The following is a 25,328-nucleotide window of genomic DNA, read 5'->3' as shown; positions in this document are numbered from 1 at the left end:
TGTCATTTTGAATTATTGTGATACATCTTTATTTCATTACGTCCGTTCAGATTGACGGATGGTTTTCTTTCGTTCCATGTTGAAAGCTCGAAAGCCGGAATGATTGTTTCCTTTCTGCAAAGACAGATTGTTTTCTTTCTTGCTTCTTTGTTTTCATTCATTCCACAAAGACAGCTTGTTTTCTTTGCAGACAGTTTGCTTTCCCGATTGAATGACTGTTTCCTTTCAATCATCCCATCCGGTTTGCTTTCCTGCTTTCTTGAAAGATTGCTATCTTGAAATCTTGTTTTCAAGTTTTCAAAACCGCTTTCTTTCCGTCCGCTTGCCGATACATATTTCCATCCGTCCATATTGCTTTCTTTCTTAAATCCGGGACAAATAAACATAGAAAAACAACCCGTTTCGAGATGTGTCCTCAAATGTCCCCGTTTGTCCTCATTTGTCCTATAACCCGCTATTTCACAGCATTTTTAATACCCGTTACTTTGCAACCGAAAGGTATCGGTCAGGCTAACCAAGCCCCCGGTGTCGGGAGCGTTCCAATATCCGCTAACTCCAATCCGTCCGTAGGCGGATTTTTATTTGCACTGGCAAATAGCAAGGTGTGTGCTGCGCAGCTTGAAATTCTTTCAGCAGCTTTGAACGCCTTGCCCGGACGAAGCCGGGATAGGGTCACTCCGAAGTCGTAACCCTTAAAAAAAAGAAGTATGAAACAGAAAAATGAAAATGCGCCCCGTCCGGGTGGCGCAGGACGAAAGCCCAAAGCAGACCCGGCAGTGTTCCGGTACTCTATCAGCTTCAATGCGATAGACCACGCCCGCTTTTTGGCATTGTTCGACCAGTCCGGTATGCGCACCAAAGCGCATTTTATCACCGCCCGCATCTTCGGCGAACCGTTCAAAGTGATTAAAATAGACAAGGCGGCAGTCGAATATTATACCCGGCTGACCGCTTTATATTCCCAGTACAGGGGAATTGCCGTGAATTATAATCAGGTGGTAAAGGCTCTCAATACCAATTTCTCCGAGAAGAAAGCACTCGCATTTCTCTATAAACTGGAAAAGGCAACGATAGCACTTGCCGACCTGAACCGCCAAATTATTGAACTGACCCGTGAGTTTGAAACAAGATGGTTGCAAAGATAAGCGTAGGCAGTTCCCTGTTCGGTGCGCTTTCCTACAATCAAAACAAGGTGGACGAAGAACAGGGAAAGGTACTTTTAAGTAATCGTATGTTTGAAAGCGAGGACGGAAATTTCAGCATCCGGCGTTGTATGGAATGTTTCGATATGCACCTGCCCGCAGACCTGAAAACGGAAAAACCGATTATCCATATCTCCCTGAACCCGCACCCGGACGATGTGCTTTCCGATAGCCAGCTTGCGGACATCGCTAAAGAGTATATGGATAAATTGGGGTACGGTAACCAGCCGTATATGGTGTACAAGCACGAAGATATTGCAAGGCATCATATACATATCGTTTCCATCCGGGTGGACGATACGGGCAAAAAGATAAACGATAAGTTCGAGCATATCCGCAGCAAACAAATCACCCGTGAACTGGAACAGAAGTACGGGCTGCATCCGGCGGAGAAGAAACAGGCAGCCGACCGCCCCGAACTTAAAAAGGTGGACTACCGGGCAGGGGACGTAAAGCACCAGTTATCCAATACGGTGAAAGCCCTTGCAGGTAGTTACCGTTTCCAAAGTTTCACGGAGTACAAAGCCCTGCTATCTATATATAATGTACAAGCGGAGGAAGTGAAAGGGGAAGTGAACGGCAAACCCTATAACGGCATTGTCTATTCGGCGACCAATGACAAGGGAGAAAAGCAGGGAAACCCGTTCAAATCTTCCTCTTTGGGAAAGTCAGTAGGTTACGAAGCCATCCAGCGACACATCAAGAAATCCACAAAGGACATTCAGGACAAGAACCTGAAAGAGCGTACCCGCCGGACAGTCGGCGTAGTGATGCAATCCGCCCATAACCGTAAGGAACTGGAACAAGAACTGAAAAAGAAAGGTATAGATGTACTTTTCCGGCAGAACGATACAGGCAGGATATACGGTGTAACATTCATCGACCACGAAAACCGTACCGTCCTGAACGGTTCAAGGTTGGGAAAGGACTTTTCCGCCAATGTGTTCAACGACCTGTTTTCCGGCTCCCGTACTTTATCGGGAAACAGCAAACAGGAAATGCAGGAACACACGCCGGAATATAACTCGACCGGACACTTTGAAAATACAGGTAAAGCCATTGCGGGACTGTTCAGCCTGTTATCCGGTGGGAACGATACCCCACCCGACAACAGCCAAGTTCCGCCCCCCAAGAAGAAAAAGAAGAAGAAACAAAGACGTATTTAATAACTATAAAAAATTCAATTATGCAGAATGAAGATGATTTAAGAGGACTTGCAAAGGTCATGGACTTTATGCGGGCAATCAGTATTTTATTTGTAGTGATAAACATCTATTGGTTTTGTTACCAGTCGTTCAGGGAGTGGGGTATCAATATCGGGATAGTCGATAAAATCCTGCTGAACTTCCAGCGCACCGCCGGGCTGTTCTCCAATATCCTGTACACCAAACTCTTTTCAGTGGTATTCCTTGCGCTTTCCTGTTTGGGTACAAAGGGAGTGAAAGAGGAAAAAATCACATGGAACAGGATTTATGTGTTCCTGACAATCGGTTTTATCCTGTTTTTCCTGAACTGGTGGCTGTTGGTTCTGCCGTTGCCACTGGCTGCAAACACGGCATTGTATATCTTTACCATGACAGCCGGGTATCTTTCGCTACTTGCTGCCGGAGTATGGATTTCCCGCCTGTTGAAAAACAACCTGATGGATGATGTGTTTAATACCGAGAATGAAAGTTTCGCACAGGAAACACGCCTGATAGAAAACGAGTATTCCATCAACCTGCCGACACGGTTCTACTACAAAAAGAAATGGAATGACGGATGGATAAACGTTGTAAACCCGTTCAGGGCAAGCATGGTTTTAGGCACACCCGGTTCGGGAAAATCGTATGCGATAGTCAATAATTACATCAAACAGCAAATCGAAAAAGGCTTCGCTGTTTATATTTATGACTACAAATTCCCTGACCTTTCGGAGATAGCTTACAATCACTTAATCAATCATTTAGACGGGTATAAAGTGAAACCTAAATTCTACATGATTAACTTTGACGACCCACGTAAAAGTCACCGATGCAACCCGATAAATCCGGCATTTATGACGGACATATCGGACGCATACGAAGCCAGTTATACCATCATGTTAAACCTTAACCGCAGTTGGATAACCAAGCAGGGAGATTTCTTTGTGGAAAGCCCGATTATCCTGCTCGCTTCTATCATTTGGTTTTTGAAAATCTATCAAGGCGGCAAGTATTGTACATTCCCGCACGCCATTGAATTTTTGAATAAGAAATATGCCGATACGTTTACAATTTTAACCAGTTATCCCGAACTGGAAAACTACCTTTCACCGTTCATGGACGCATGGGAATCGAATGCACAAGACCAGTTGCAAGGGCAGCTTGCAAGTGCTAAAATCCCGCTTTCAAGGATGATTTCACCCGCTTTATATTGGGTAATGACAGGGGACGATTTTTCACTGGATATAAACAACCCGGAAGAACCTAAGATATTGGTAGTAGGCAACAATCCCGACCGTCAAAACATCTATTCCTGTGCTTTGGGATTGTACAATTCCCGTATCGTGAAGCTGATAAACAAGAAGCACCAACTCAAAAGTTCCGTAATCATTGACGAATTACCGACCATCTATTTTCGGGGACTGGATAACCTGATAGCAACGGCACGAAGCAACAAAGTAGCGGTCTGTTTGGGCTTTCAGGATTTTAGCCAGTTACGCCGGGATTATGGGGACAAGGAAAGTCGTGTAATCGAAAATACTGTGGGTAATATCTTTTCCGGTCAGGTGGTTTCAGAAACGGCAAAAACGCTTTCAGACCGTTTCGGAAAGGTCTTACAAAAACGGCAAAGCATGACTATCAACCGGAATGATAAATCAACCTCTATCAGTACGCAGATGGATAGCCTGATACCACCCAGTAAAATATCCAACTTAACACAGGGTATGTTTGTGGGTGCGGTCAGTGACAATTTCGACGAACGCATTGAGCAGAAAATATTCCATGCGGAAATTGTGGTGGATAATGATAAGGTGAAACGGGAAACAGCCAATTACAAGAAGCTGCCCCAAATCATAGATTTCAGGGACGAGGACGGGAACGACCGAATGCAGGAAGAAATACAGGCGAATTACAACCGGGTCAAGCAGGAAGTCCAGCAGATTGTCACGGATGAAATGGAACGGATAAAGAACGACCCTGATTTACAACATTTAATAAAAAATAATGAATAGCAATAAATAATAGTTGGCAACTTGAACTAAGTTTTCTATTCCACACTATTTGAACTGAAAAAGTAATGCGATATTTTTTACTATGATAATATACGCATTACTTTTTTGTCTATATTAAAAAGGTAAATCATCTTTTACTATTCGCTTTATCGTATCAAATCTTTCCCATAAATTATTTAAAACAATAATTTTATGTTCATCTGATAGATTTTTCCACCAATCAATAAATACAATCATATTTTCTACTGGAATAATAGGTGCTTTTTTATAACGATATGGGGCAGTTATAAAACACTCTATGAATGAACAATTATTTTGAACGAGTTCTTCGAGTAGTGATTTTTGGACAAGTTGTTCTAATCGTTTGGTTATGACTTCAATGTTGTCTATGTATTTTGTGGAGTATTCAATACTACTACAAACACTCATAAATAAATCAGCAATATTACCGTATATTTGTTTTTCATTGTTACTAAATCTAATAAATGTAGCATTTTTAGATGTTATTTCTCTAAAAATAGCATAGAAAGAGGAAATTCTCGTTTCATAATAAGGAGTAATCATTTTATGTAAGATATTATTATACTTAAATATTGTATGGAGATTGTTTCTCTGTATTATTCGCTCAAATAGTTTACCAACAAAATAGATTTCTGTTCTAAAGTCATATATAGAGTTGTTAAATTCATCCGGTAAAGCATATTCCCAATTTAATGTTATACTTTTACCATAGTCTTCTGTAGAAGAAATATTCTTCCCAAATCCAAAATCTATTATTTTAACAACTCCTTCGTTAGAAACTAATATATTGTTTGGACGAATATCTCTATGTAATATATTTTGTTCTTCTAAATATTTGAAACCGTTTATTACTTGAAGAAATATATTATTAATTTCATTAGAATTTGATGATATATAATTTTCAATATCTACTCCATCAATATATTCCATTATAATATAACCTGTTAATTTTTCAGGATATAGATAATAATTAAACACTCTTACAATATTCGGGTGATTGACTTTATATAATATTTTTATTTCATCTACAAAATTATTATAATATAAAGCCTGTTGTTCAGGATAAAAGGTAGAATATTTCTTGCATACAAAGTTTTCGTTAATTGTTTCATCCTTTAATAATTTAGTCTTTCCCGTGCCCCCTTGTCCTATATCTTTTAGGATGATGAAGTCTTTCGACCTTAAAAACGTTGCTATATCTTTGGTTTCCATAAGTATAATTTCTAATTTCTACGTCAAAGATATATTATTTATTTTGAACGAAGTTTTTTAGGCTAATGAATTTTATCCTATTAGGACAAATGAAGCCAAACGAGGACTAATAAAGCCACCTATTCCCAAATCCTTAAATATACTCTATTTCATCCTTACTTTTACTTCCGAAAATTTTATTTATTCACTAAAATTCAAAAAGTTATGGATGTAAACACAGCCAACCAGTCCATCACTGACGAACAGATGATGGATATTCTTCTTGTACTGGATAAGGAGAAAAAGACAATCAGCGCAGTAAAAGGCGTGGATGAAAACGGGGAACTTCAAACCGTACCGCCGGAGAACAACAGCGAACTTCTGAAATTCGACCGTCACGGTGATTTCTTTTCCAACTTTTTTTCCAACATGATGAACCAGTTGAAGAACCCGACCCGCTTCAACTTCTTCAAAATCCCGAAGTTGGAACTTCCCAAAATCGAGCCGATAATCAGGGATAACTTCAACAACCCTACACCGGAAAATGAAGCGAACATAGAGCGTTACCGGGTGACACCTGAAACCGTGAAGCAGGAAGTGAAGAAAGAGCAGCAGGAAACCCAAAACGGGCAGCAGCCAGCCAAAGAAGCGGGAGCAACGGCACAAACACCACAGCAACCCGACAAAAGCAAATATTACATCGACCCCGACAAAGTGGATTGGGAAGCCCTGAAGAACTTCGGGCTATCCAAAGAACAGCTTGAAAAGGCAAAGGCTTTAGAACCCATGTTAAGAGGGTACAAGTCACCCGGAGCGTTCACCATTTCGGGAAACTACAATTCCGCCATTATGAAGATGGATGCACGCCTATCTTTCCGGCACGACAAAGACGGGAATGTAGTTTTGGCTATACACGGCATCCGCCAAAAGCCGGAACTCGAACGTCCGTTCTTCGGACATGAATTTTCCAAAGAGGACAAAGCCAATCTTCTTGAAACGGGAAACATGGGACGGATAGTGAACCTGAAAAACTATATCACTGGAGAAATGATACCCTCTTTCGTCAGTGTGGATAAGGTAACAAATGAACTGGTTTCCATGCGTGCAAGCAGCGTCCAAATCCCTGATGAAATAAAGGGTGTCAAACTGAACAAGGAACAGCAGCAAGCCTTACGGGAGGGAAAAAGGGTATTCCTTGAAAATATGATTTCCAACCGTAAAAATCCCTTTTCCGCAACCGTTCAGGTCAATGCCGATAAAAAAAGTCTGGAATTTATCTATCCCAATGCCAAACAGTCGCAGGAGCAAGGGCAGAAACAGACGCAGCAGAACAGCCTTGTCACCAGTGACGGTGTAACCATTCCCAAAAGCATTTCAGGAATAGAGCTATCCCGCCAGCAACAGCAGGATCTAGTCAATGACAAGACTATTTTTGTTGCCGGGCTGAAAGACCGGAGAGGGGTAGAATACGATGCTTACATTCAGGTGAACCATGATAAGAAGAAGTTAGGCTTTTACAGTGACAATCCCAGCTTTGACCGTTCCGCCGTGAAAGAAATTACCCCCGCCAGCAAGAACCGTACACAGGTAGCGGTCAATTCGGAGGGCAAGACCAACGAAGCCACCAAGAAAGTGAAAGAACCCTTGAAAAAGGGTCAGGACAAGCCCACTGAAAAACAAAAAACCAAGCAGGATAAAAAGGAGAAGCAGGAGCAGACGGACAAACCCAAACAAAGCAGGGGACGCAAAAGATGATAGCGGTATTCATCCTTATCCTGGTTGTCGGTTTCGCCCTGTTTACCCTTGTCTGTTACAAAACAGACTGGAAAACCATAGACGAGCAGAACCGACAATATTATGTAGATGACTATCACATCTATTATGACCGGAAAATCCTAAGACAAAAAGAAGTGGAACAATTAAAATCGAAATTAGAATGATTGCAGTAATCGGAGAAAAACCAAGCGTGGCAAGGGACATTGCCCGCATTTTAGGAGCGAATGAAAAACAGGATGGCTACCTTTCGGGTAACGGGTATCTCGTTACATGGGCTTTCGGGCATCTTGTAGGTTTGGCAATGCCGGAAGCATACGGCATACAGAGTTTCCGCCGGGAAAGTCTGCCTATTATCCCGGAGAGTTTTCAACTTACACCCCGACAAGTGAAAGCGGAAAAAGGGTACAAGGCAGACCCCGGCGCATTGAAACAACTAAAGGTAATCAAAGACGTATTCGACCAGTCGGATAAGATAATTGTCGCCACTGATGCAGGGAGAGAGGGAGAGCTTATCTTTCGCTACATCTACCAGTATATCGGATGCAACAAGCCTTTTGTTCGCTTATGGATAAGCAGTCTTACCGACAAGTCAATTCGTGAGGGACTGCAAAACCTGAAAGCCGGTAGCCTGTATGATAACCTTTTCCTTTCGGCACAGGCACGCAGCGAAGCCGATTATTTAATTGGCATAAATGGTACACAGGCTTTAAGCGTGGCAGCCGGACAAGGCATTTTTTCTTTGGGACGGGTACAGTCGCCCACATTGGCAATGATATGTACCCGCTTTTTGGAGAACAAGCACTTTGTCCCGCAAAAGTATTGGCAACTGAAATTACAGGCAGCAAAGGATAATGTTTCCTTTACTGCCCTGTCCGCCGATAAATACGATACGCAGCAGCCCGCCATCGACACGCTACAAAAGATAAAGGAAGCGGAAACAGTACAGGTGAAAACCGTAGAACGTAAGGAAGTGAATCAAGAACCGCCCTTGCTTTATGATTTAACTTCACTCCAAAAAGAAGCGAATACGAAACTGAACTTTTCCGCAGACAAAACCCTATCCATCGCACAAAAGTTATACGAGGGTAAACTAATCAGCTACCCCCGAACCGGAAGCCGTTATATCTCACAGGACGTGTTCGAGGAAATCCCGGAACGTCTTGTCAATTTGGAACAGTACGCCCGTTTTGGCGGGTATGCTGCCGGGATGAAAGGCAAAGCCTTAAATTCCCGTTCCGTGAACGATGGCAAGGTAACAGACCACCACGCCCTGATAGTAACGGAAAACCTGCCCGGTAAACTGGAAACGGACGAACAGGCAATCTATGAACTGATAGCCGGACGGATGTTGGAAGCCTTTTCTGAAAAATGCGTCAAAGACGTTACCAGTGTAACGCTGGAATGTGCAGGGTCACTTTTCACGGTCAAAGGGTCTGTAATCAAGTCCGCCGGATGGCGTGCCGTATTCGGCGAGAAAGAGGACGGGGAAGATAACGCCACTTTGCCCGCCATGCAGGACGGAGATAGTTTACCGCTTTCCGGCATTGAACTACTGGAGAAACAGACCAAGCCCAAACCGTTGCACACGGAAAGCAGTTTGCTTTCTTCAATGGAAACGGCGGGTAAGGAACTGGAAAACGCCGACCTGAAAGCCAGCATGAAAGATACGGGTATAGGCACGCCTGCAACACGGGCAGCCATCATTGAGACGCTGTTTTCCCGCCAGTATATCGTCCGGGAGAAAAAGAACCTTGTCCCGACCGAGAAAGGTCTTGCCGTTTACAATATCATCCGGGACAAGAAGATAGCAGACGTTGAAATGACGGGAATGTGGGAAAATACGCTTGCCAAAATAGAAAACGGAGAAATGAACCCCGACACGTTCCGTAAAGGTATCGAAGTGTATGCACGGCAAATCACGGCTGAACTTTTGGATGTTCAGCTTTCTTTCGCTTCGGGTAGTGGTTGCATTTGCCCGAAATGCAAGACCGGACGCATCCTTTTCTATCCGAAAGTCGCCAAATGTTCCAATGTGGATTGTTCCGTTACCATCTTCCGCAACAAGAGCGACAAGCAGCTAACGGACAAACAGATTACCGAACTGGTGACTACCGGAAAAACCGGGCTAATCAAAGGATTCAAGAACAGGGACGGCAAAGTCTTTGACGCTTCACTTGCCTTTGACGGGCAGTTTAATGTTACTTTCGTGTTTCCTGAAAAGAAAGGCAAACCGAAGAAATAGAATGAAAATCGTTATATTTGCCACAGAAAGTTTCATTATAGATAGATTTATAATTGAAATTTTTGTGGTTGAAGCACCCGGAGGGACACCGGGTGCTTTTTTAAAATCATTCCCCTTTATACTGGTAGGTCAGGCAAACGACCTGATTGTCTATCACCCGGTGTCCGGTCAGTTCCCACTTCGACCCAAAAGTCTTTCCTATAAATCTGATACCGTCCCCCAACATAACCGGAACGATATACAGCGTTATTTCATTCAACAGGGACGCTTCAATCAGCGAGGTTATAAACTTACCGCCGCCAATGACCTGAATATCCGTTTCCGAACTTGATTTAAGTTCATTGACTGCACGTAAAGGCATATCGGTGAGAAAGGTTACATTCTCCTTTTCGGTTACATTGGTATCGTAGTGGGACACTACAAAAGTCTTTTTACTTTTGTACGGCCATCCGCCCCAATGTTCAAAAATATAAGAATAGGTGTTTACTCCGGCAAGTAGTACATCCGACTGTTCATAGGTTGCCGAAATCTCCAGCTTTACATTTTCAGGCATCCAGTCCAATTCATTATCCTTTGTGGCAATGAAGCCATCAAGAGATACGGCAATACAAGTTTTTAAATGTTTCATAATTGGGTATTTAACAGTTTCTACTAATAAACTGTTCGCCAGTGCGTCAAAAAAGAAGCGTGAACTTACACTGCTTCAAAGTAGAGGTACTGGCATACCTAAATGACGAAACAGGCAAGCCCACGCTATGTTAAAACATAGCATAGACATTGCGCTGAAAATCTCGTCATTATTGAAAAGTGCCAGTTTTCTACTTTGAGACGTTCTGCGAACGAATATGTTATATATAAAGACGAAATGACAGACTACTGTTCAATCGCCGTTATCTTCTTATGTAACTTTTGCAAAGTTAGCCAAATCCCTGAAAACTCCTGCATACAATAAAGAAAATCCTGTCTTATCTCACGACAAAACAGGATTAAAAGCCATTAGAAAAGAAAAAATTAATCGGTTTTCTCCCGGATTAACTTGTGTACGTCCGTGGCACGGTAATAACACCTGCCATCCAGCATAAGGAAAGGGAGTATTCCCTTTTTACGGTAACGGGTCAGCGTTCGGGGAGCTACTTTCAGAAGCAGGCACAAGTCCTGATTATCCAGCAGTTCTTCCCCGTCCAAACAGTTACGCCCTTTTATTACCCGGTCTATTTTCTTGTCCTGCATATCGAACCTATCCATGATACGTTCCATCCATGCAATAAAATCTTCTCTGTCTATATACATAAGGCTGTCTGATTAAATTAAACCAATCATAAAATAACTTTGGTTGGACGGGTCTTTGATGATGATGTCCCGTTCCCGCATAAAGCGGATATAGCTTTTAGCTGTCCGTTCCTTGACATCCAAAATCTGTTGTATCTGCTCGCACAGGTCTATATAGGTTATATGTTCCTGCCTGCCGAACACGTCACGGGCAACGCCGACCAGTTCTTTTTCTTTTCGTTTTTCTTTTTCTTCACGGGTCTTTTCACCCCTGTAAAGGTGCATCCCGGCTGCCTTGTCCCACGAAAAGAGCATCAGGGGAACGTCCAGCGGGCTGCCATCCCTCACTTTCAGGGCTTTTACCACTGAAAGAGCCGGGTCTTCGTCTTTCTCTATCGAAAGGATGGCAGCCGCTTTGCGTTGCAGTTCGGAGCCTAAATGCCCCCGGAGTTTCAACCCGTTGGGAACAAAATGCAGCACGCAGATGATACAGGTCTTATATATTCCTGCCAGTCGGTAAAGTTCATCTATGATTGCCACGCTTTCCGCTTCATCATTGGCACATCGCACAAGGTCGGCGATACCGTCTATCACCACCAACTGAATGCCGCCATACTGGTAATAATACCTGTCCATGCTCTGAACAATGGCGTGCAGGCGTTCTTTGCGGGACATACCCGTAAGGCAGAAAGCCTTAAATTCATCCGGCTTGTCAGTCTGTTTCGCCCTTTTTATCAGGTTGGTTACATTCTTGAACAGTTGTACTTCCGATTGTTCCGTATCATAAAGCAAAACGGCTTTATGTTTCGTGTTCTCACTTACATTGATACCCAGCGTATCAACCTGCACGTTCGCCGCACGGATTGACCCCGCCACGAGTGCAGCCACATAGTTACTTTTCCCTGTTCCCTCTCCGCCAGTGATGCAGCACAAGTTCCCCTGTGTTCCCAGTGGAACGTCACCCGCCGAAATAATTTCCTGCGCTTTTGCCGGAGGATTATTAAAATCAATCTCACACGATTTAAGCATAGTCATTGTTTCATTATAGATTGTATCCAAAAAGTCGATAAATAGCTTGATAAAGTTTTCCCGGCTGTTGCCCGCCCGGAAGTAATCGGAAATATCCTTTTCCGTTTTTGTTCCCTGCAAAGGAAGAAGCAACCGTTTCACCCCGTATTCACAGAGTTGTTTCTCGTGTTTCTTTGCACTTTCTATTCCGGTAGCATCCATATCGTAAAGCAGGATGATGTGTTTGAACCGGAATGTGAGTTTATAGATGATGTTCGGCGGAACAGTCACCGTTTCGCTATTGAAACAAATCGCATGAAAACCTTTTGCGGCAAGCGAAAGGACATCTTTTTCCCCACCCGTAATAAACAGGGTATCGCCTTTACTGGGTAGCTGTTCCAGCCCGAAACAATAGCTTTCGCCGATATTTCCGCCATATAGAAAGCGGGTCTTGGAAAACGGTCTGTACAGTTTGATGAAACGTTTGTTCTTATACCCGTAAATGGGTTCTTCCTTAGTGGAAGAATAAGAAAACGGATTGCCATCTGCATTTTCACTTTGGAACTGAACCACCGAACAGACTTTATACTGTTCCAGTATTTCAGAGGTAATGCCGTATTGTTGCCAGTATTCCAGTTCGGAAGCGGTGAGTTTCCTCTCCTTGAATGTGTACGGTCTGCCAGTACGTTCTACCGGAACAGGCACAGGCTTTTCCGGTTCTTTGAATGTTTTAGGTACAGGTATGGGATTTCCCTCTGAAAGTCCCAGCGACAAATCCCGGTCTATAATCCGCAATATTTCTATGAAACTGCTTGAATTGTTACAGTCCAGCCCTTTGAGCATACCCACGAAAAAGAAGCAGTCGCCGGAATAATCGTCATTTCCAAAGTCTTTCATCTTATAGATACCACTTCGGCGGTCGAAATAGATGTTACAGGACGCTTTGCTGTCCTCATACAACGGATTAAGGAAATTACGACCGACCCGCCACGTGCCGGAAATGTAATGCTTGAACACGTTCAGACCGTTATTTGTCCTCTCTAAGATTTCGTCTTTCCTTAACATATAGCTTGTGGTTAGTTATCAGGTTACGCATACATTCGTCATTGCTCTTTATCAAACGGCTTTCCAGCAACCGTTTTATTTCACCGATTTTATAGAAATTGCGTCCCCTGATGGTAGAGTAGGCGATTTCTCCTTTGGAACGAAGCCGTTGCAAGGTGCGGTCGCTTATTTTCAGGAAAGTACAGACTTCGTAACTATCCACCCAAATATCATCTTCATTCTCCTTGCATTCGTCCTGACGGGAAAATACATAGTTGGCAATCACATTGATTTTTGCCATCAATTCTTTAAAGGCTTTTGTTTCTACTGTTATTACATCCATAATTATACTATAATTGTTTGGATGCAAAGGTGCAGGCTTTCAAAAACTTAACTTGCCAAGTTCAAACCAAGTTGGTAGATTTATTTTTTGAGGGAAATTAGAGGGAAATAGAGACAAAAAGAGGTTTTTAGATAGAATTATGCCTTAAAAAAGAGGAGATAAAAAAACAACCAAGTTGGTATGAACTTGGTTGTTTTAGGAAAGATTTTTATTAGATGTTATCGTCTTCATCCATCTTACGAAGCAGTTTATGTATCAGACTATTCAGAAATGGCGTTCTATCCCTTTTCCTTTCTCGCATAGCAAGATAAGTCCTATAATAATCTCCTAAGTCAATTTTAAAGGACGCTTCGATATAGGTCATTATCTCCTTGATGTCTGCATTGCCATTATTCAAAACACTTGCTGCATATATTGAATAACCTAATTCAATGGCAGCTACTTTGGGGGCAGTCCAACGGAAAGGATTATCAGGTAGTGAAGCCCGGCTTTTGTCTAATACAACTTGTTTATCAATGCTTTGCAGTCTTTGCTCCAAATAGATTTCCAGCATATCATAGGCTAAAATCTTCGCTACCTTATGGTCGTAGCAAGTGGCAAACAAAGGGTCTTTATCAAACATACCACAGCCATGACAAAGTTTGTAATTTTCACGACCTCTAAGAAAATAGTATTTATCTAAATGAGTGGATTTAGAACGATAATACTGATAGAAGTCAAGATTAGCATTACAAAATTCTGTGATTGCCATTTGTTTCTTCTTGTAATATTCTTTAAGAACCTCTTTACTGCCATTTGGCTTTCTTAGTTCAAGCAGATATATGTCATTAAAATATATCAATTTGCTTAAAACAAACGGTTTAATATCTTTAAAGAACGATATTTCTTCATTGACATCCTGAAAGCTATATTGATGAGTAAATTCCCTTAACTCTTCAAACAAAGGTCTGATGAAGTTAATCATGTGCAAAGCCTTATCCGAAGATATATCACCATCTATACAGGACATTTCTATCTCTGAATTGATTTTAGATATTATTTCATTAGAAAACGGTTTCATCATATATAACTACTTATATTGAAATTGTTCATAATCAAATCTATATAAATAAGATTAAACATTTCATTGCTTCTGACAATCACATTGTTCAAACATCTTATCCTCTTTTATCTCTTGTTTGATGAGTTTTGAATCTTGAAAAGTAAAAATTGTAGTAACTATGAAGCCAGTTTCTTTATATAAAGGACTTAAATTAAATTTTTCTTTATAGTGCAACTTCTCTTCTAATTCATTTCCATGAGTAAAAGACTGTGTTTGGCTAAATGGCTGACCAAATTTAGCTAAGAAATTGCTTTTGCTAATTCCAAGTTCAACTTTATCTGTTGTAAATCGGCTGATTTGTTTCTTTGTATGACAACTGCATAAAGCAGTGATACATAAGAATAAGATTGAAAAAATTTTGATATTTATATGTTTCATCTTCTTAATTTACATTATTATAGTGCAGTATCAATATTTAGGTCTTCATTGACATCTGCACTATCTATTTCCTTATCTGTTATTGCTAATATCCTATGGAAAAACTGTTTCATCCATTTAAAACTGAATCTTATAACTAAGATTAGGTAATATATTGCTTATATCTACTTTTTCTATCATTTTCGTCTGTTCGTTATACTGATACCCGTGCTGCCCGGTATATCCGGTCAGGTTCAGGAGTTGAAGCCCGAACTCGTGGGAGACACGTTTCTTGTTTAGCTTATAACTAACACCTAAATCGACAGTAAATGCAGGTGAGAATTGTTTGCTAAATGCCTGCGTTTCATCATAGATAATATCCTTTTCCGTTAAAGAACTTGCTTCATCAATAGGTGTATAACGGTCGCCACCCTGATAAGACAGACGAATATTTGTGTTAAACATGTGTTGGCGTTGCTTTCCCCATATCCATTCCTTACCGCCTAAAGCATTGAACAAATATCCCCGGTCAAGCCGTGTATTGCGCCAAATGTTATCACCGCCACGATATTCGGATTTAAAGACGGAACCGGTCAGCATATAATAATATCCTTTATTCAGATAACGTTCCAACGTTATATCTATGCCGTAATTCCGTCCCTTACCTTTATTCACTAATTGACGGTCTAAGTAGTAAGTATCGTGATTGATAATAGAGAAAGACGTTCCGGGTTCGACAGGTACATTAAACAATGCCTGATAATAAGGCTCTATCTTCAAATGGGTGTTTTCTGAAATGCTTAAATCATAAGCCAATACAAAATGATGTGCTTTAGCAAAATCCAAGTCTTTATTCACTTCTTCATTTCCTGTTTGAGAAGTTTTCACATAGTAATAATCCAATTTCTCACGGCGGCTATGTAATCCGTAAGCTAAGGAAAGAGATTGCTTGGGACCGAAGTTCCACTTTAAAGCTAAACGTGGTTCTACCGTCCAGTTTGAATTAAGGGTGAAGAATTGAGCATTCACTCCTACGCTGGCTGTCAATTCGTCTGCCAATTTGAAAATAGAGTTACTGTATGCCGATAGAACCATAGCTTCCCCATTGCCTTTGACAATCTTTTGCATCGGCAGATTTTGCCCGAAATTAGGGGATAAGTTAAAATCCAAATCATACAATAGCCCGGTAATAGTAATGCCCGAACGGTTGGTGTGCCGGGCACTATACTTTTTATTAAAGTAGGAGTTTAAGACAATATCCAAATTGGTGCTTTTCATATCCACAACAGGCAAATAGTAGGATGAATTTTTCCCAAGCAGTTGTTCCACTTTGGGGCGATTATCCGAATAGGTTGCCGCCAAAGACGTTTTGAAATAAGCATCTTTATCTAAATTGTACCTATGCGTAATTCCGCCCGCGCCTTTAGCCATCGTTGTTTTAGACTTCTGCCTGTCAGCATAAGTTTCCCATTCCGAATGATTCTCCAACGCATCATCTTTGTTCATATCCAATAAGCCGATGCCCCAAACAGAAAATGTTCCCGCCCTGCGTGTCGGGAAATTCAGTTTGAAAGTAAGGTCTTGGTAGCTTATACCTGTGTTATCGGTAAAAGCCCCCATCAATCCTGTTGCGGAATAACGATAATTGAAAATATATGAACTTCCGCTTTTCCTACTGATAGGACCCTCGGAAGCAAAGTCCAATCCCAAAAGCCCTATCTGAACGGCGTGCTCATACTTTTCATTATTTCCATTTCTGATAGACATATCAAATACTCCGGACAAGGCATTATTATACTCCGCCGGAAAAGCCCCATTGAAAAAGTCCGAATTACCCATTACTTGGCTGCTCAATCCTGAAAACAAGCCACCGCCCACGCCTGCTACATCGGCAAAGTGAGTAGGATTAGGAATTTCTATGCCTTCCATTTTCCACTGCAAAAATTGAGGTGAGTTACCTCGTATAGCAATAGCATTTGTCCCCGGAGTTCCGGCTACACCGGCAAAAGATGTAGCAAGACGAGCCGGGTCGTCCAATCCGCCAGCAAATCGGTTAGCTTCCTCGACACTTATCATACGCCCACCCGTCAAAGCCATTGCATTAAGCGGACGTTCTTTATTCACTCTTGCACGTACCACGACTTCATCCAGCTTTTGGGAGTTTTCAACCAACGCAATCTCACAATTTACTTCTTTGGTAGAAGTAAGCAAGATTTCTTTCATTACGGCAGGCTCATAACCAAGATAAGATACCTGAATATCATATCTGCCAATAGGAATATTAGTAAACCTGAAATACCCCAAGCTGTCGCTTGTCGTTCCTATTTGCGGATGAGTATTTGAAAGAACCACATTGGCGTATGGAATGGAAGAACCGGATGCAGCATCTTTGACAATTCCCTTTATGGTTTGTCGGGGAGTAACGGGTTGGGAAGAATTGGAGGGCACAGGAATGATAATAATATGCAGCCCGTTGATTTTATAAGTGAATCCGGTGTCTTTCAGCGCCTTTTCAAGAACTTCTTTGAGTTCTGCTTTTTTGACGTTTATTGTAATCTTCCGTCCGACATCTATTTGAGCTTTACTATAAGCCACCGTGTATTTGCTTTGTGCTTCAATCTGCTCAAAGACCTGTTTAATAGTGATGCCACGCCCCGAAATAGTGAATTTCTCATTTTGGGCATTTGAATGAATAGAGATAAAAAGGAAAATAATCAGGCAGATTATTTTATAGCCCGAACTATTTTGCCTAAATTTGAACTTCGATAAAGACATATTTTAATAATTAAAAAGTTAAATACTATTTCTAAATGGAACAAATTTGACTTTTATGAACCGGGAAGTGGCTTCTAAACAATTTCCGGTTCTTTTTTCTATTTACCACCCCCTTTCTGTATCAACGTTATTTTACTATCTTCCTTTTTGTATTCAAAACCACCTACAACATCTTGCAATATATCCAAGACATCTTCAAGACTTTCATTATTAATGAATTTCAGGGTATAAGGTATATTGGAGAATCCTTGTTTGTCATACTCAACAGTTACCCCAAATCGGCGTTCAATCGTATTTATAATATCATTGAATGTAGCATCCTGAAAGACAAGTGAACCCTCTTTCCAACCGATATTTTCACCTGTAACAGTATTTATCAATACGGATTTATCAATCTTATTAAATACAATCTCCTGATTAGGTTTAAGAATATACCTGCTATCTGCTTTTTCGGATTGAATATCAACCTGTATTTTGCCACGATTCAGCGTAGCAATTGTACGGTCGTCCGATGGATAAGCCGATATGTTGAATTGCGTTCCAAGAACTCTTACAGATAAGTCTTTCGTCTTTACAATAAATGGTTTAGCGGCATCGCTTGCTACCGAGAAATAGGCTTCTCCTACCAATGTTACCACTCGGACGGAATCCTTAAATTCAGACGGATAAGTTACTTTTGTACAAGAATTTAATAAAATGGTCGTTCCGTCAGATAAGGTGCATTGCTTTTGTTGATTGCTTGAAGTTATCACCTCTATCATTTTTACGTCTTGATTTATATAGAAATAACCGCCCAGCAACAAGAGTATAGGAATAATCACAGCAGCACTTCCCAGCAAAACACGTCGCATTTTTAAATGCTTCTTTTTACTTTCTATTTGCCTGATGGTATTCTTCACTCTATCCAACGCCCTGTATGTATTATCATTTGGAGGAATTTCTATTTCATCCCAAATGGCAGACATGGCATTATTCTTTTCAGCAGTCCATTTATCTTTGATTATCCACTTTTGTACCTTGCTTTCGATTTCAGGAGGATATGAATTTAGAAAGAACTGTTTGAGTATCTGATATATATAATTCTCTTTCATAGTTGCATTTTTATATTGTTAGAAACCAATAGAAACACGTCCGGACGATTCTAATTTCCATTTCTGCGATTTATTATCATACTGATATTCTGCTCCAACACTCATTTCTGCATCTTTCTTTAAATCGACAGAAACAGATGCACCTACACCTGTATGGGGGAATAATGGATTATAAGTAGAAAATGGAGATTGTTCTCCCGGAAAAATATATTGTCCCCATATATTCAAGCTGATATTATTTGTAAGGGCATATTGCATTCTTGTATTTACCCCCATAATATCCTGACGGAAAAGAGGTGATGAAAAATAAAACTGGCGGCTGAACATTCCCCCGGCATCAATAGATAATCTTTTAGATGGCATCCAACGTATAGCACCATTAATCGAAATATACTCTCCCAATCCTATATAAGATACTTTCTGACCACTACCGACAAACGAAAACTGTTTGTATATATGATTTTGCTGAAATCGGTAGAAATCAGTAAGAATAGGAATATTTTTCATAATCATTGGATAAGCATAGAAAAAAGGAGATAACCCCTGTGAAGAATTGACAGGTGCTATTTCTGATGAAGAAGATAGTTCCTTTTTTATTACCCCCTTTTTATTCACCTCGTCCGGTAATTCCGGTTTAATATGTTCGGTGTTTAATAGCTGTTCCCCTGCATTTACAGAAGATTTACTTTGTACATCTATCCGTTTATCCTCAATGGATTGAGCGAAAAGGGCAGGAACAGATGTCAAAAACAGTAATAACAATATAGTAACTCGCTTATTCATGATTGTTTTCCTTTCTTTTAGAGTGCTTATACTATATATACAACCATGTAGCTTATTACTCCCGACCTAAATCGGATATTTTTCTCCTAAACGAAAAAAATTAAGAAAGCTGAAATGACACGCTTGATTTCCTGTAAAGCCAAACTGATCTGATTCTCAACGGTTTTCTTGGATATTCCCAATTCTTCCGCTATCTCATTATTAGATATTCCTTTTTCACGGCTCATCTGATAAATTTTTCTTCTTTGAACGGGCATTCTGCACACAGTCATTTCCACCAAAAGGCTGATTTCTTTCGCAAACAGGATTTCGTCTGAACTGTCTGCTTCCTCTACATCAAAGTCATTTAAGCTATTCAGAAAGTTATCTTCAACCAGTTTATGTTTTAAGTAGTTTAAAGCTGTATTACGTGCAATTGTATATATATAAGTGTTGAATGCTTTACTTGGGTCTATGGATTGACGGTTTATCCACAACTTTACGAAAATATCCTGTGCCAATTCTTCCGCATCACTTTCAGACCTCAATAACCCGGTCAAGAGATATTTAACCTTATCAAAGTAGGTCAAAAACACCTCTTCAAAAGCCTTATGGTCACCGTTTTGTAATGCTTCGATGGTTGTAATATCCATACATGTTGTGAATTAGAAATTTAAATAGTTTTTGCAAAAGTATAAAAGACAATGACTAAACAGGAACGATTACGGAAATAAAACGTATGCAGCCACTATACTTTAAGGAATATTCGATTAAGATTATATTTATTAGTTCAATCCATGATAAAGCACTGATACTGAAAAATCCGTCTCTTATGTATCAAAAGACCTTTCACTGGAATTGAATTAAATACTCGATAAAAATCTCACAAAAGGAACTATATTCCCCTCAACGCTTGCTTTTTCGAGGGCTGCCATATATTCATCCCGTCTTTCCACCGGGATAATCAGCCAATCGTAACCGCCTGATGCCAACATCGCATTCATTAAGAATCGCCCAATACGACCGTTTCCATCCATAAAAGGATGAATATAAGTAAACAGGAAATGACCTAAAACGGCTCTTACGCAGGCTTCCGGTTCTTCTTTGAGCAATTCAAATAAAGTGGTCATGGCGTCACGAAGTGCGCCCGGATTCAGAGGGGTGTGCATCGAATTGCGAATATAGACCTGATGGGAACGATAACCGACAATATCGGATGGTTTGATAATGCCTGCCGTAACGCAAGGCATGAACATTTCGCTGTGCCATACCGATAAATCCCGTTCCGCCACATCCGCACTGTTGCTACCTTTAAGAATATCAGATACGCTCTTTTTGACTTCCCGAAAGGCTTGCCAATAACCACGTGCGGCGAGCGCATTCTTTGAATCCATATCTTCTCCATCCGGCTTCCATGCACCGCTTTTTACCTTGTTTATCAATTCATCGGTAACCCGATACCCCTCGATAGACAGGGAGTGATAAGCATCTAATTTGTATCGGGTTTCCATTCGCTCTAAAAATTCTTTGGCGGAAAGATTGCTTTTAAGCCGGGTGAAATTAGCAATTACATCCTCTCTCATATGCTGCCACATCAAGCGCAAACGGACAGCATAGGGAGATTGCGACACATGAATTTCCATCACCTTTTCAAACGGGTCTTCTTCATTAATGGTGTAACCCATACGTTTCATTGTTCCGGCTATTTCATCGGCTATATCCGTTCGTCCGATATTACGAAATGCGCCAATCACCCTGCCTGCACGGACTGTTTGACCTGTATCTACCAATATCTTCAAAATATCCGAACTATCATGAACCATTGCAAGGGCAGTCCGCATCGTTAGCGCATCATTGCGATACATGGTAGGCGTAGCTACAATAATAGCTTCCGCCAGTGTATAGAGGTTGAGATTATACGGATTGTTCGCATCAATCTTCGAGGGCAATTCAGCCCCTAAATTGAAAATAGAAGTAGGGGGAATTAACGGAACCATATAATCGTTGCCTTTAGGCGCTCTTATCAGAATTTGGTTAGGTATGGTGGTAGCACCTGTATATATCGACAACGATTGTTCGGCAGATAAACACCACTCATCGCCGTAGCGTTCATTTGCATATCGGGTAATAAAGTTCCAAAACGAAGCATACCATGCCGTACTGTCGCCCGGCATTGCTCTTGGGTCGGTAACCACATACCAGCCTTTTATGATAGGTTTGAGAAAATGATTATCAACCAACCTTTTTATGTGTGTCCGGGATAAGTCGCTACTTCTAATTATCGTAAAATCATTACCCTGTTGCACTTGTTTGAGCGCATCCAAAGAAGATGCTAACAGCTCTGCTATCGTTGCCATAATCTTGATTCTTTTATGTATTACACGATTATTCGATTACTGTAAAACACGAATATAATGGTTTTGCATTACACGAATATTTTGCAAATATAGTCAAATATACTTGGAATACAAATAAATAGAAGCATAACAAAGTGCAAAAGCAGATTTAGGCTGCAAGTAGGTGCAAGGTGCAAGGATATATATGTATATATAGCTTGCACCTTGCACCTAAGTTGAAAGATTAATAATCAAACACTTGCATAATTCAAAATGAATGCGTACTTTTGAACCCAAGATAAATGGAGACAGACATCCGCCAAATGCGGACAGAAACCCTTAAAAAAGTCAGTATCCAAATCGTACCCCCTCTAAAGGGTGATGATAGATAACATATTGATATTTAGGACAGTGAACCGGATGGGTTAAAGACCCAGGCGGATCACTGAAAACAAAAGAAAAATCAAGCAAATCCCTGATAATCAGACATTATCAGGGATTTATTTTTTCTGGCAGGTAGCAGAAAAAAGCCGTTTCAAGCATATTATTCCGAACACAGAAAATTAATTTTGTAAATTAAAAACGTTACGGTATAAAAAGTACATTTAGAATCCTCTTCTATTTAAAAAAGAACGAACCGAAGAAAGACGGACAGTGACTATTATAGTACGTATAACAGTCGATGGAGAAACCAAGCAATTCAGCATGAAGAAAACAATTCTCCCTGAAAGATTGGGATATAAAATCAGGTCGTACAGTTAATAAGAGCGGAAAAAACACTAGTGCCAAAAATATCCAAGTCGAATAAAGAACTGGATGATTTACGTGGTCAAATCTTCATACAATACACCAAGCAGCTAAACAACAATGGATATGTAGAGCCGAAGAAGTTACGCAATAACGTATTGGCTATAGAGGAAAAGCAATACAGCCTACTCACTTACTTTACGGAACATAATTGCAAATATAAAAATAGGAACAACACAGTAGTAGTGACTTGTTTTTAACAGTGGTTACCTAAAAAATATAAAAGTCACTACATATATTATTTCCTAAAAAACAACAGTAAAAAATTATATAATTACTATATTTGTAAACAGTAAATTAAAAGGAGGACATAAACCATGTATATATCAAAAGTTTCATTAGTAAACTACCGTAATTTTGAAAATTCTTTTTTTCTCTTTAACAAAGGAATAAATACAATTATAGGAGAAAACGCATCTGGTAAAACCAATCTATTTCGAGCTATTCGCTTAATTTTAGATGACACTTTGTTGTCATCAGCATATAAACTAAATGAAAATGATTTTAATCGTAATTTGAAGAATTGGAAAGGAAAGTGGATTATTATTAGTTTGGAGTTTAGTGAAATATCTAACGATGAAGCTGTTCAATCTTTATTTATTTATGGAAGTGGAGTTGTAGAAGGAAAAGCTACCCCAAAAGCAACATATAATTTATTTTTTAGACCCAAACCAGAAATTAGAAAACAACTTTCAGAGTTGAAAGCTGGCGATAAAGATGGACTAAACAAGATATTAGATAAAATTACAACTGAAGATTATGAAACATTTTTTACAGGGAAAAGTACAGCTGATTTTAATAATAAGAATGTTCAGCGTGAATTAATGGGCGATTTTGATAATGTTATTTTTAAATTCGATATAGACGAATTAAAATATGGAGGCCGTATACCACACCAATTGTCTATAAGTCGAGAAGTTTCATTCACTTTCATAAAAGCGTTAAGAGATGTTGTGTCAGATTTCCAAGACAATAGGAAAAATCCATTATTAACACTTCTTAAAAATAAAAGTGAAGACATAAAAGAAGAAGATTTTAAACCAATATCAACAAAAGTTGATGATCTGAATAAATCCATAGAAGAATTGGATGATATACAGATGATTACAAATAACATATCTGAAACTATTAAGGAGGCTGTAGGCACTACGTATTCTCCATCTTCATTATCTATTAAATCTAACTTACCAAGTGAAGCAGAAAAATTACTTCAGTCATTAAAGCTATTTATAGGAGAACCAGGAGAAGACTATGAAGGCGGTATTCATGAATTAAGTTTGGGAGGAGCAAATCTTATATTTTTAACATTGAAACTACTTGAATACAAATATAGAAAAGAAAAAGATAAAATAGCAAATTTTCTTTTAATAGAAGAACCAGAGGCCCATATTCATACACATATACAGAAAGCATTATTTGATAAACTAAATTATACTGATACACAAATTATTTATTCGACACATTCTACTCATATTTCTGAAGTATCAAATATTTCCAACATGAATATTTTAGGAAAATTTCGTAATTACTCTGAAGTATATCAGCCATTTATCGGGCTAAAAGAAGAAGAAATAGTGAAAACACAAAGGTTTCTAGATGCTATAAGAAGCAATTTATTGTTTGCCAAAAGCGTTATATTAGTAGAAGGAGATGCTGAAGAAATACTTATTCCTATTATGGTAAAGCAAACTTTAGGTGTTAGCTTAGACGAATTAGGAATTAGTATTATAAACATAAGAAGCACTGGCTTTGAAAACTTAGCACAGCTTTTTCATAATCAAAGAATCAAGAAAAAGTGCGCAATTATAACAGATTTAGACACATCAATTACAGGACAAAAAACAGAAGCTTCTAAAAGGGGAAAAACAAGAAAAGAAAAATTGGATGCATTGAAAAAAAGAAATAAATGGATTGGGGTATTTTATGCACCATATACATTTGAAATTGATTTTTTAAAAGCTAATAATAAAGATGAAGTTTTATCCACAATAAAAGATGTATATGTGGATAAGACAGCAATTCAAAAATCGGAAAAAGATATAAATTCAAAGGATATTAAGAAGTATGGAAAAAGAATTCTAACTATGGCAAATTATATAGGGAAGGGTTGGTATGCTATACTCCTTAGTAATTATATTACTCCAACGACTTGTATACCAAATTATATATTGGATGCTATTTTATTTGTCAAACCAGAATATTCAGAAGAATTGTTATTGCAAATATTTAGCTATGTGGTAAGTAGATATGAACAGTCTGATAAAATAAAGAGTTTAAATAAAAATATATTAAAATGCAAAAAGGGAGAGTTGCCATTAACTGATTTAATAAAAGAGTTGTATGAAAAATTAGAGAAGGAAGAACCTATTTTATATATATTAAATCGACTTTAAAATGTTTGTGTGGAAAAATGGAGAACTAAATCCAGAGCAAGAAAGTGCCATATTTAATGAAAATAGTGTTTTATTAATAGCATGTCCTGGTAGTGGTAAAACGAGAACTCTAACTTATAAAATTGCTTATGAATTGTCTAATTTGAAATCAAACAAGCAATATATTATAGCTATTACATATACCAATCGTGCTGCAGATGAAATAAAAGAACGAATAGAATTATTAGGAATAGATACTAAGCAATTATGGATTGGTACTATTCATTCATTTTGTGCTGAATGGATACTCAAACCTTATCACATGTACATTGAAGAACTTAAATATGGATATACTATTCAATACTTCGGTAAATTTTTACCGAAAAATTAAAAGTTAAACAATAAAACCGGCAAAAGTCGGTTCGGAAACACTA

General features: G+C 39.4%; 23 protein-coding genes. 10 read left to right on the top strand and 13 right to left on the bottom strand.

Annotation, left to right across the window (positions count from 1 at the left end; translation table 11 throughout):
- Positions 1-2: 2 nt before the first annotated feature.
- Positions 3-350 (bottom strand): hypothetical protein, encoded by a 348-nt coding sequence (locus AB5217_RS21810; protein WP_032843236.1) that lies wholly within the window; start codon positions 348-350, stop codon positions 3-5.
- A 69-nt stretch (positions 351-419) separates the two neighbouring features.
- Here AB5217_RS21810 and AB5217_RS21805 point away from each other — a divergent pair, with 69 nt between their 5' ends.
- The 4 genes from AB5217_RS21805 to mobC are packed head-to-tail and all read left to right on the top strand — an operon-like array spanning position 420 to position 4,398.
- The gene (locus AB5217_RS21805; RefSeq protein ID WP_234115662.1) at positions 420-689 is read left to right on the top strand and encodes a hypothetical protein; all 270 of its coding nucleotides are present in this window, start codon (positions 420-422) and stop codon (positions 687-689) included.
- A gap of 18 nt (positions 690-707) precedes the next feature.
- A complete protein-coding gene (gene mobA / locus AB5217_RS21800; RefSeq protein ID WP_032843231.1) occupies positions 708-1,145 on the top strand; it encodes a conjugal transfer protein MobA in 438 nt (145 codons plus the stop codon).
- Positions 1,130-2,368 (top strand): conjugal transfer protein MobB, encoded by a 1,239-nt coding sequence (gene mobB / locus AB5217_RS21795; protein ID WP_032843232.1) that lies wholly within the window; start codon positions 1,130-1,132, stop codon positions 2,366-2,368. Before mobA ends, mobB begins: the two co-directional genes overlap by 16 nt.
- 20 nt (positions 2,369-2,388) lie before the next feature.
- Complete coding sequence (gene mobC / locus AB5217_RS21790; RefSeq protein WP_032843233.1) at positions 2,389-4,398, top strand: conjugal transfer protein MobC; 2,010 nt, start codon at positions 2,389-2,391, stop codon at positions 4,396-4,398.
- A gap of 114 nt (positions 4,399-4,512) precedes the next feature.
- Here the strand turns inward: mobC and AB5217_RS21785 are convergent, their stop codons facing one another.
- Positions 4,513-5,631, bottom strand: a complete 1,119-nt coding sequence (locus AB5217_RS21785) for a protein kinase family protein (RefSeq protein WP_042994214.1) — start codon at positions 5,629-5,631, stop codon at positions 4,513-4,515.
- A gap of 204 nt (positions 5,632-5,835) precedes the next feature.
- On the opposite strand from AB5217_RS21785, the gene AB5217_RS21780 reads away from it, so the two are divergent.
- From AB5217_RS21780 to AB5217_RS21770, 3 genes are read left to right on the top strand one after another with little or no spacing between them, the layout of a single operon-like run.
- Entirely contained in the window at positions 5,836-7,365 is a 1,530-nt protein-coding gene (locus tag AB5217_RS21780; RefSeq protein ID WP_042994215.1) for a DUF3945 domain-containing protein, read from the top strand.
- Positions 7,362-7,550, top strand: coding sequence for a hypothetical protein (locus AB5217_RS21775; protein ID WP_032843241.1), 189 nt, complete (start codon positions 7,362-7,364; stop codon positions 7,548-7,550). The genes AB5217_RS21780 and AB5217_RS21775 overlap by 4 nt, the downstream gene beginning before the upstream one ends.
- Positions 7,547-9,628, top strand: a complete 2,082-nt coding sequence (locus AB5217_RS21770; protein WP_042994218.1) for a type IA DNA topoisomerase — start codon at positions 7,547-7,549, stop codon at positions 9,626-9,628. The genes AB5217_RS21775 and AB5217_RS21770 overlap by 4 nt, the downstream gene beginning before the upstream one ends.
- Positions 9,629-9,734: 106 nt before the next feature.
- Here AB5217_RS21770 and AB5217_RS21765 read toward each other — a convergent pair whose 3' ends face one another.
- The 11 genes from AB5217_RS21765 to AB5217_RS21715 form a co-directional block, all read right to left on the bottom strand.
- Positions 9,735-10,256 (bottom strand): dihydrofolate reductase family protein, encoded by a 522-nt coding sequence (locus AB5217_RS21765; protein ID WP_032843243.1) that lies wholly within the window; start codon positions 10,254-10,256, stop codon positions 9,735-9,737.
- Between the two features lie 383 nt (positions 10,257-10,639).
- Complete coding sequence (locus tag AB5217_RS21760) at positions 10,640-10,918, bottom strand: helix-turn-helix domain-containing protein (RefSeq protein WP_032843244.1); 279 nt, start codon at positions 10,916-10,918, stop codon at positions 10,640-10,642.
- Positions 10,919-10,930: 12 nt separating this feature from the next.
- Complete coding sequence (locus AB5217_RS21755) at positions 10,931-12,970, bottom strand: bifunctional DNA primase/helicase (protein WP_032843245.1); 2,040 nt, start codon at positions 12,968-12,970, stop codon at positions 10,931-10,933.
- Positions 12,933-13,292, bottom strand: coding sequence for a helix-turn-helix domain-containing protein (locus AB5217_RS21750; protein WP_032843246.1), 360 nt, complete (start codon positions 13,290-13,292; stop codon positions 12,933-12,935). Before AB5217_RS21750 ends, AB5217_RS21755 begins: the two co-directional genes overlap by 38 nt.
- A gap of 211 nt (positions 13,293-13,503) precedes the next feature.
- Positions 13,504-14,352, bottom strand: coding sequence for an RteC domain-containing protein (locus AB5217_RS21745; RefSeq protein ID WP_139147516.1), 849 nt, complete (start codon positions 14,350-14,352; stop codon positions 13,504-13,506).
- A 63-nt stretch (positions 14,353-14,415) separates the two neighbouring features.
- Complete coding sequence (locus AB5217_RS21740) at positions 14,416-14,772, bottom strand: hypothetical protein (RefSeq protein WP_051671263.1); 357 nt, start codon at positions 14,770-14,772, stop codon at positions 14,416-14,418.
- Between the two features lie 117 nt (positions 14,773-14,889).
- Positions 14,890-17,526: a carboxypeptidase regulatory-like domain-containing protein gene (locus AB5217_RS21735; RefSeq protein ID WP_050486500.1), complete on the bottom strand. Its 2,637-nt coding sequence runs from the start codon at positions 17,524-17,526 to the stop codon at positions 14,890-14,892.
- 98 nt (positions 17,527-17,624) lie between these two features.
- Complete coding sequence (locus AB5217_RS21730) at positions 17,625-18,617, bottom strand: FecR family protein (RefSeq protein WP_032845485.1); 993 nt, start codon at positions 18,615-18,617, stop codon at positions 17,625-17,627.
- A gap of 18 nt (positions 18,618-18,635) precedes the next feature.
- Positions 18,636-19,400: a hypothetical protein gene (locus tag AB5217_RS21725; RefSeq protein WP_032845484.1), complete on the bottom strand. Its 765-nt coding sequence runs from the start codon at positions 19,398-19,400 to the stop codon at positions 18,636-18,638.
- A gap of 86 nt (positions 19,401-19,486) precedes the next feature.
- Positions 19,487-20,032 (bottom strand): RNA polymerase sigma-70 factor, encoded by a 546-nt coding sequence (locus AB5217_RS21720; RefSeq protein ID WP_032845482.1) that lies wholly within the window; start codon positions 20,030-20,032, stop codon positions 19,487-19,489.
- Between the two features lie 210 nt (positions 20,033-20,242).
- Positions 20,243-21,736: a Fic family protein gene (locus tag AB5217_RS21715; RefSeq protein WP_032845481.1), complete on the bottom strand. Its 1,494-nt coding sequence runs from the start codon at positions 21,734-21,736 to the stop codon at positions 20,243-20,245.
- A gap of 761 nt (positions 21,737-22,497) precedes the next feature.
- Between AB5217_RS21715 and AB5217_RS21710 the strand changes: the two genes are divergently transcribed.
- The 3 genes from AB5217_RS21710 (at position 22,498) to AB5217_RS21700 (ending at position 25,285) form a co-directional block, all read left to right on the top strand.
- Entirely contained in the window at positions 22,498-22,722 is a 225-nt protein-coding gene (locus AB5217_RS21710) for a hypothetical protein (RefSeq protein ID WP_032843015.1), read from the top strand.
- Positions 22,723-22,839: 117 nt separating this feature from the next.
- Positions 22,840-24,915 (top strand): ATP-dependent nuclease, encoded by a 2,076-nt coding sequence (locus AB5217_RS21705; RefSeq protein ID WP_117811210.1) that lies wholly within the window; start codon positions 22,840-22,842, stop codon positions 24,913-24,915.
- Position 24,916: 1 nt separating this feature from the next.
- Complete coding sequence (locus AB5217_RS21700) at positions 24,917-25,285, top strand: UvrD-helicase domain-containing protein (protein ID WP_368112829.1); 369 nt, start codon at positions 24,917-24,919, stop codon at positions 25,283-25,285.
- Positions 25,286-25,328: the final 43 nt, after the last annotated feature.

The sequence above is a fragment of the Bacteroides sp. MSSM.1001136sp1_RTP21357st2_D2_RTP21359_211015 genome, assembly GCF_040913205.1.
GTDB lineage: Bacteria > Bacteroidota > Bacteroidia > Bacteroidales > Bacteroidaceae > Bacteroides > Bacteroides ovatus.
The sequence above is the reverse complement of the archived record's forward strand: the minus strand, read 5'-3'. Positions and strand labels throughout refer to the sequence as shown.

What these genes read in the sequence shown, in the direction of transcription:
- AB5217_RS21805 (WP_234115662.1), top strand. Translation starts at nt 420, where the DNA reads ATGTCCCCGTTTGTCCTCATTTGTCCTATAACCCGCTATTTCACAGCA.
- AB5217_RS21760 (WP_032843244.1), bottom strand. Translation starts at nt 10,918, where the DNA reads ATGTATATAGACAGAGAAGATTTTATTGCATGGATGGAACGTATCATG.
- AB5217_RS21775 (WP_032843241.1), top strand. Translation starts at nt 7,362, where the DNA reads ATGATAGCGGTATTCATCCTTATCCTGGTTGTCGGTTTCGCCCTGTTT.
- mobA (WP_032843231.1), top strand. Translation starts at nt 708, where the DNA reads ATGAAACAGAAAAATGAAAATGCGCCCCGTCCGGGTGGCGCAGGACGA.
- AB5217_RS21755 (WP_032843245.1), bottom strand. Translation starts at nt 12,970, where the DNA reads ATGTTAAGGAAAGACGAAATCTTAGAGAGGACAAATAACGGTCTGAAC.
- AB5217_RS21720 (WP_032845482.1), bottom strand. Translation starts at nt 20,032, where the DNA reads ATGGATATTACAACCATCGAAGCATTACAAAACGGTGACCATAAGGCT.
- AB5217_RS21715 (WP_032845481.1), bottom strand. Translation starts at nt 21,736, where the DNA reads ATGGCAACGATAGCAGAGCTGTTAGCATCTTCTTTGGATGCGCTCAAA.
- AB5217_RS21735 (WP_050486500.1), bottom strand. Translation starts at nt 17,526, where the DNA reads ATGTCTTTATCGAAGTTCAAATTTAGGCAAAATAGTTCGGGCTATAAA.
- AB5217_RS21705 (WP_117811210.1), top strand. Translation starts at nt 22,840, where the DNA reads ATGTATATATCAAAAGTTTCATTAGTAAACTACCGTAATTTTGAAAAT.
- AB5217_RS21750 (WP_032843246.1), bottom strand. Translation starts at nt 13,292, where the DNA reads ATGGATGTAATAACAGTAGAAACAAAAGCCTTTAAAGAATTGATGGCA.
- AB5217_RS21785 (WP_042994214.1), bottom strand. Translation starts at nt 5,631, where the DNA reads ATGGAAACCAAAGATATAGCAACGTTTTTAAGGTCGAAAGACTTCATC.
- AB5217_RS21745 (WP_139147516.1), bottom strand. Translation starts at nt 14,352, where the DNA reads ATGAAACCGTTTTCTAATGAAATAATATCTAAAATCAATTCAGAGATA.
- AB5217_RS21725 (WP_032845484.1), bottom strand. Translation starts at nt 19,400, where the DNA reads ATGAATAAGCGAGTTACTATATTGTTATTACTGTTTTTGACATCTGTT.
- mobC (WP_032843233.1), top strand. Translation starts at nt 2,389, where the DNA reads ATGCAGAATGAAGATGATTTAAGAGGACTTGCAAAGGTCATGGACTTT.
- AB5217_RS21700 (WP_368112829.1), top strand. Translation starts at nt 24,917, where the DNA reads ATGTTTGTGTGGAAAAATGGAGAACTAAATCCAGAGCAAGAAAGTGCC.
- AB5217_RS21740 (WP_051671263.1), bottom strand. Translation starts at nt 14,772, where the DNA reads ATGAAACATATAAATATCAAAATTTTTTCAATCTTATTCTTATGTATC.
- AB5217_RS21810 (WP_032843236.1), bottom strand. Translation starts at nt 350, where the DNA reads ATGGACGGATGGAAATATGTATCGGCAAGCGGACGGAAAGAAAGCGGT.
- AB5217_RS21765 (WP_032843243.1), bottom strand. Translation starts at nt 10,256, where the DNA reads ATGAAACATTTAAAAACTTGTATTGCCGTATCTCTTGATGGCTTCATT.
- AB5217_RS21780 (WP_042994215.1), top strand. Translation starts at nt 5,836, where the DNA reads ATGGATGTAAACACAGCCAACCAGTCCATCACTGACGAACAGATGATG.
- AB5217_RS21730 (WP_032845485.1), bottom strand. Translation starts at nt 18,617, where the DNA reads ATGAAAGAGAATTATATATATCAGATACTCAAACAGTTCTTTCTAAAT.
- mobB (WP_032843232.1), top strand. Translation starts at nt 1,130, where the DNA reads ATGGTTGCAAAGATAAGCGTAGGCAGTTCCCTGTTCGGTGCGCTTTCC.
- AB5217_RS21770 (WP_042994218.1), top strand. Translation starts at nt 7,547, where the DNA reads ATGATTGCAGTAATCGGAGAAAAACCAAGCGTGGCAAGGGACATTGCC.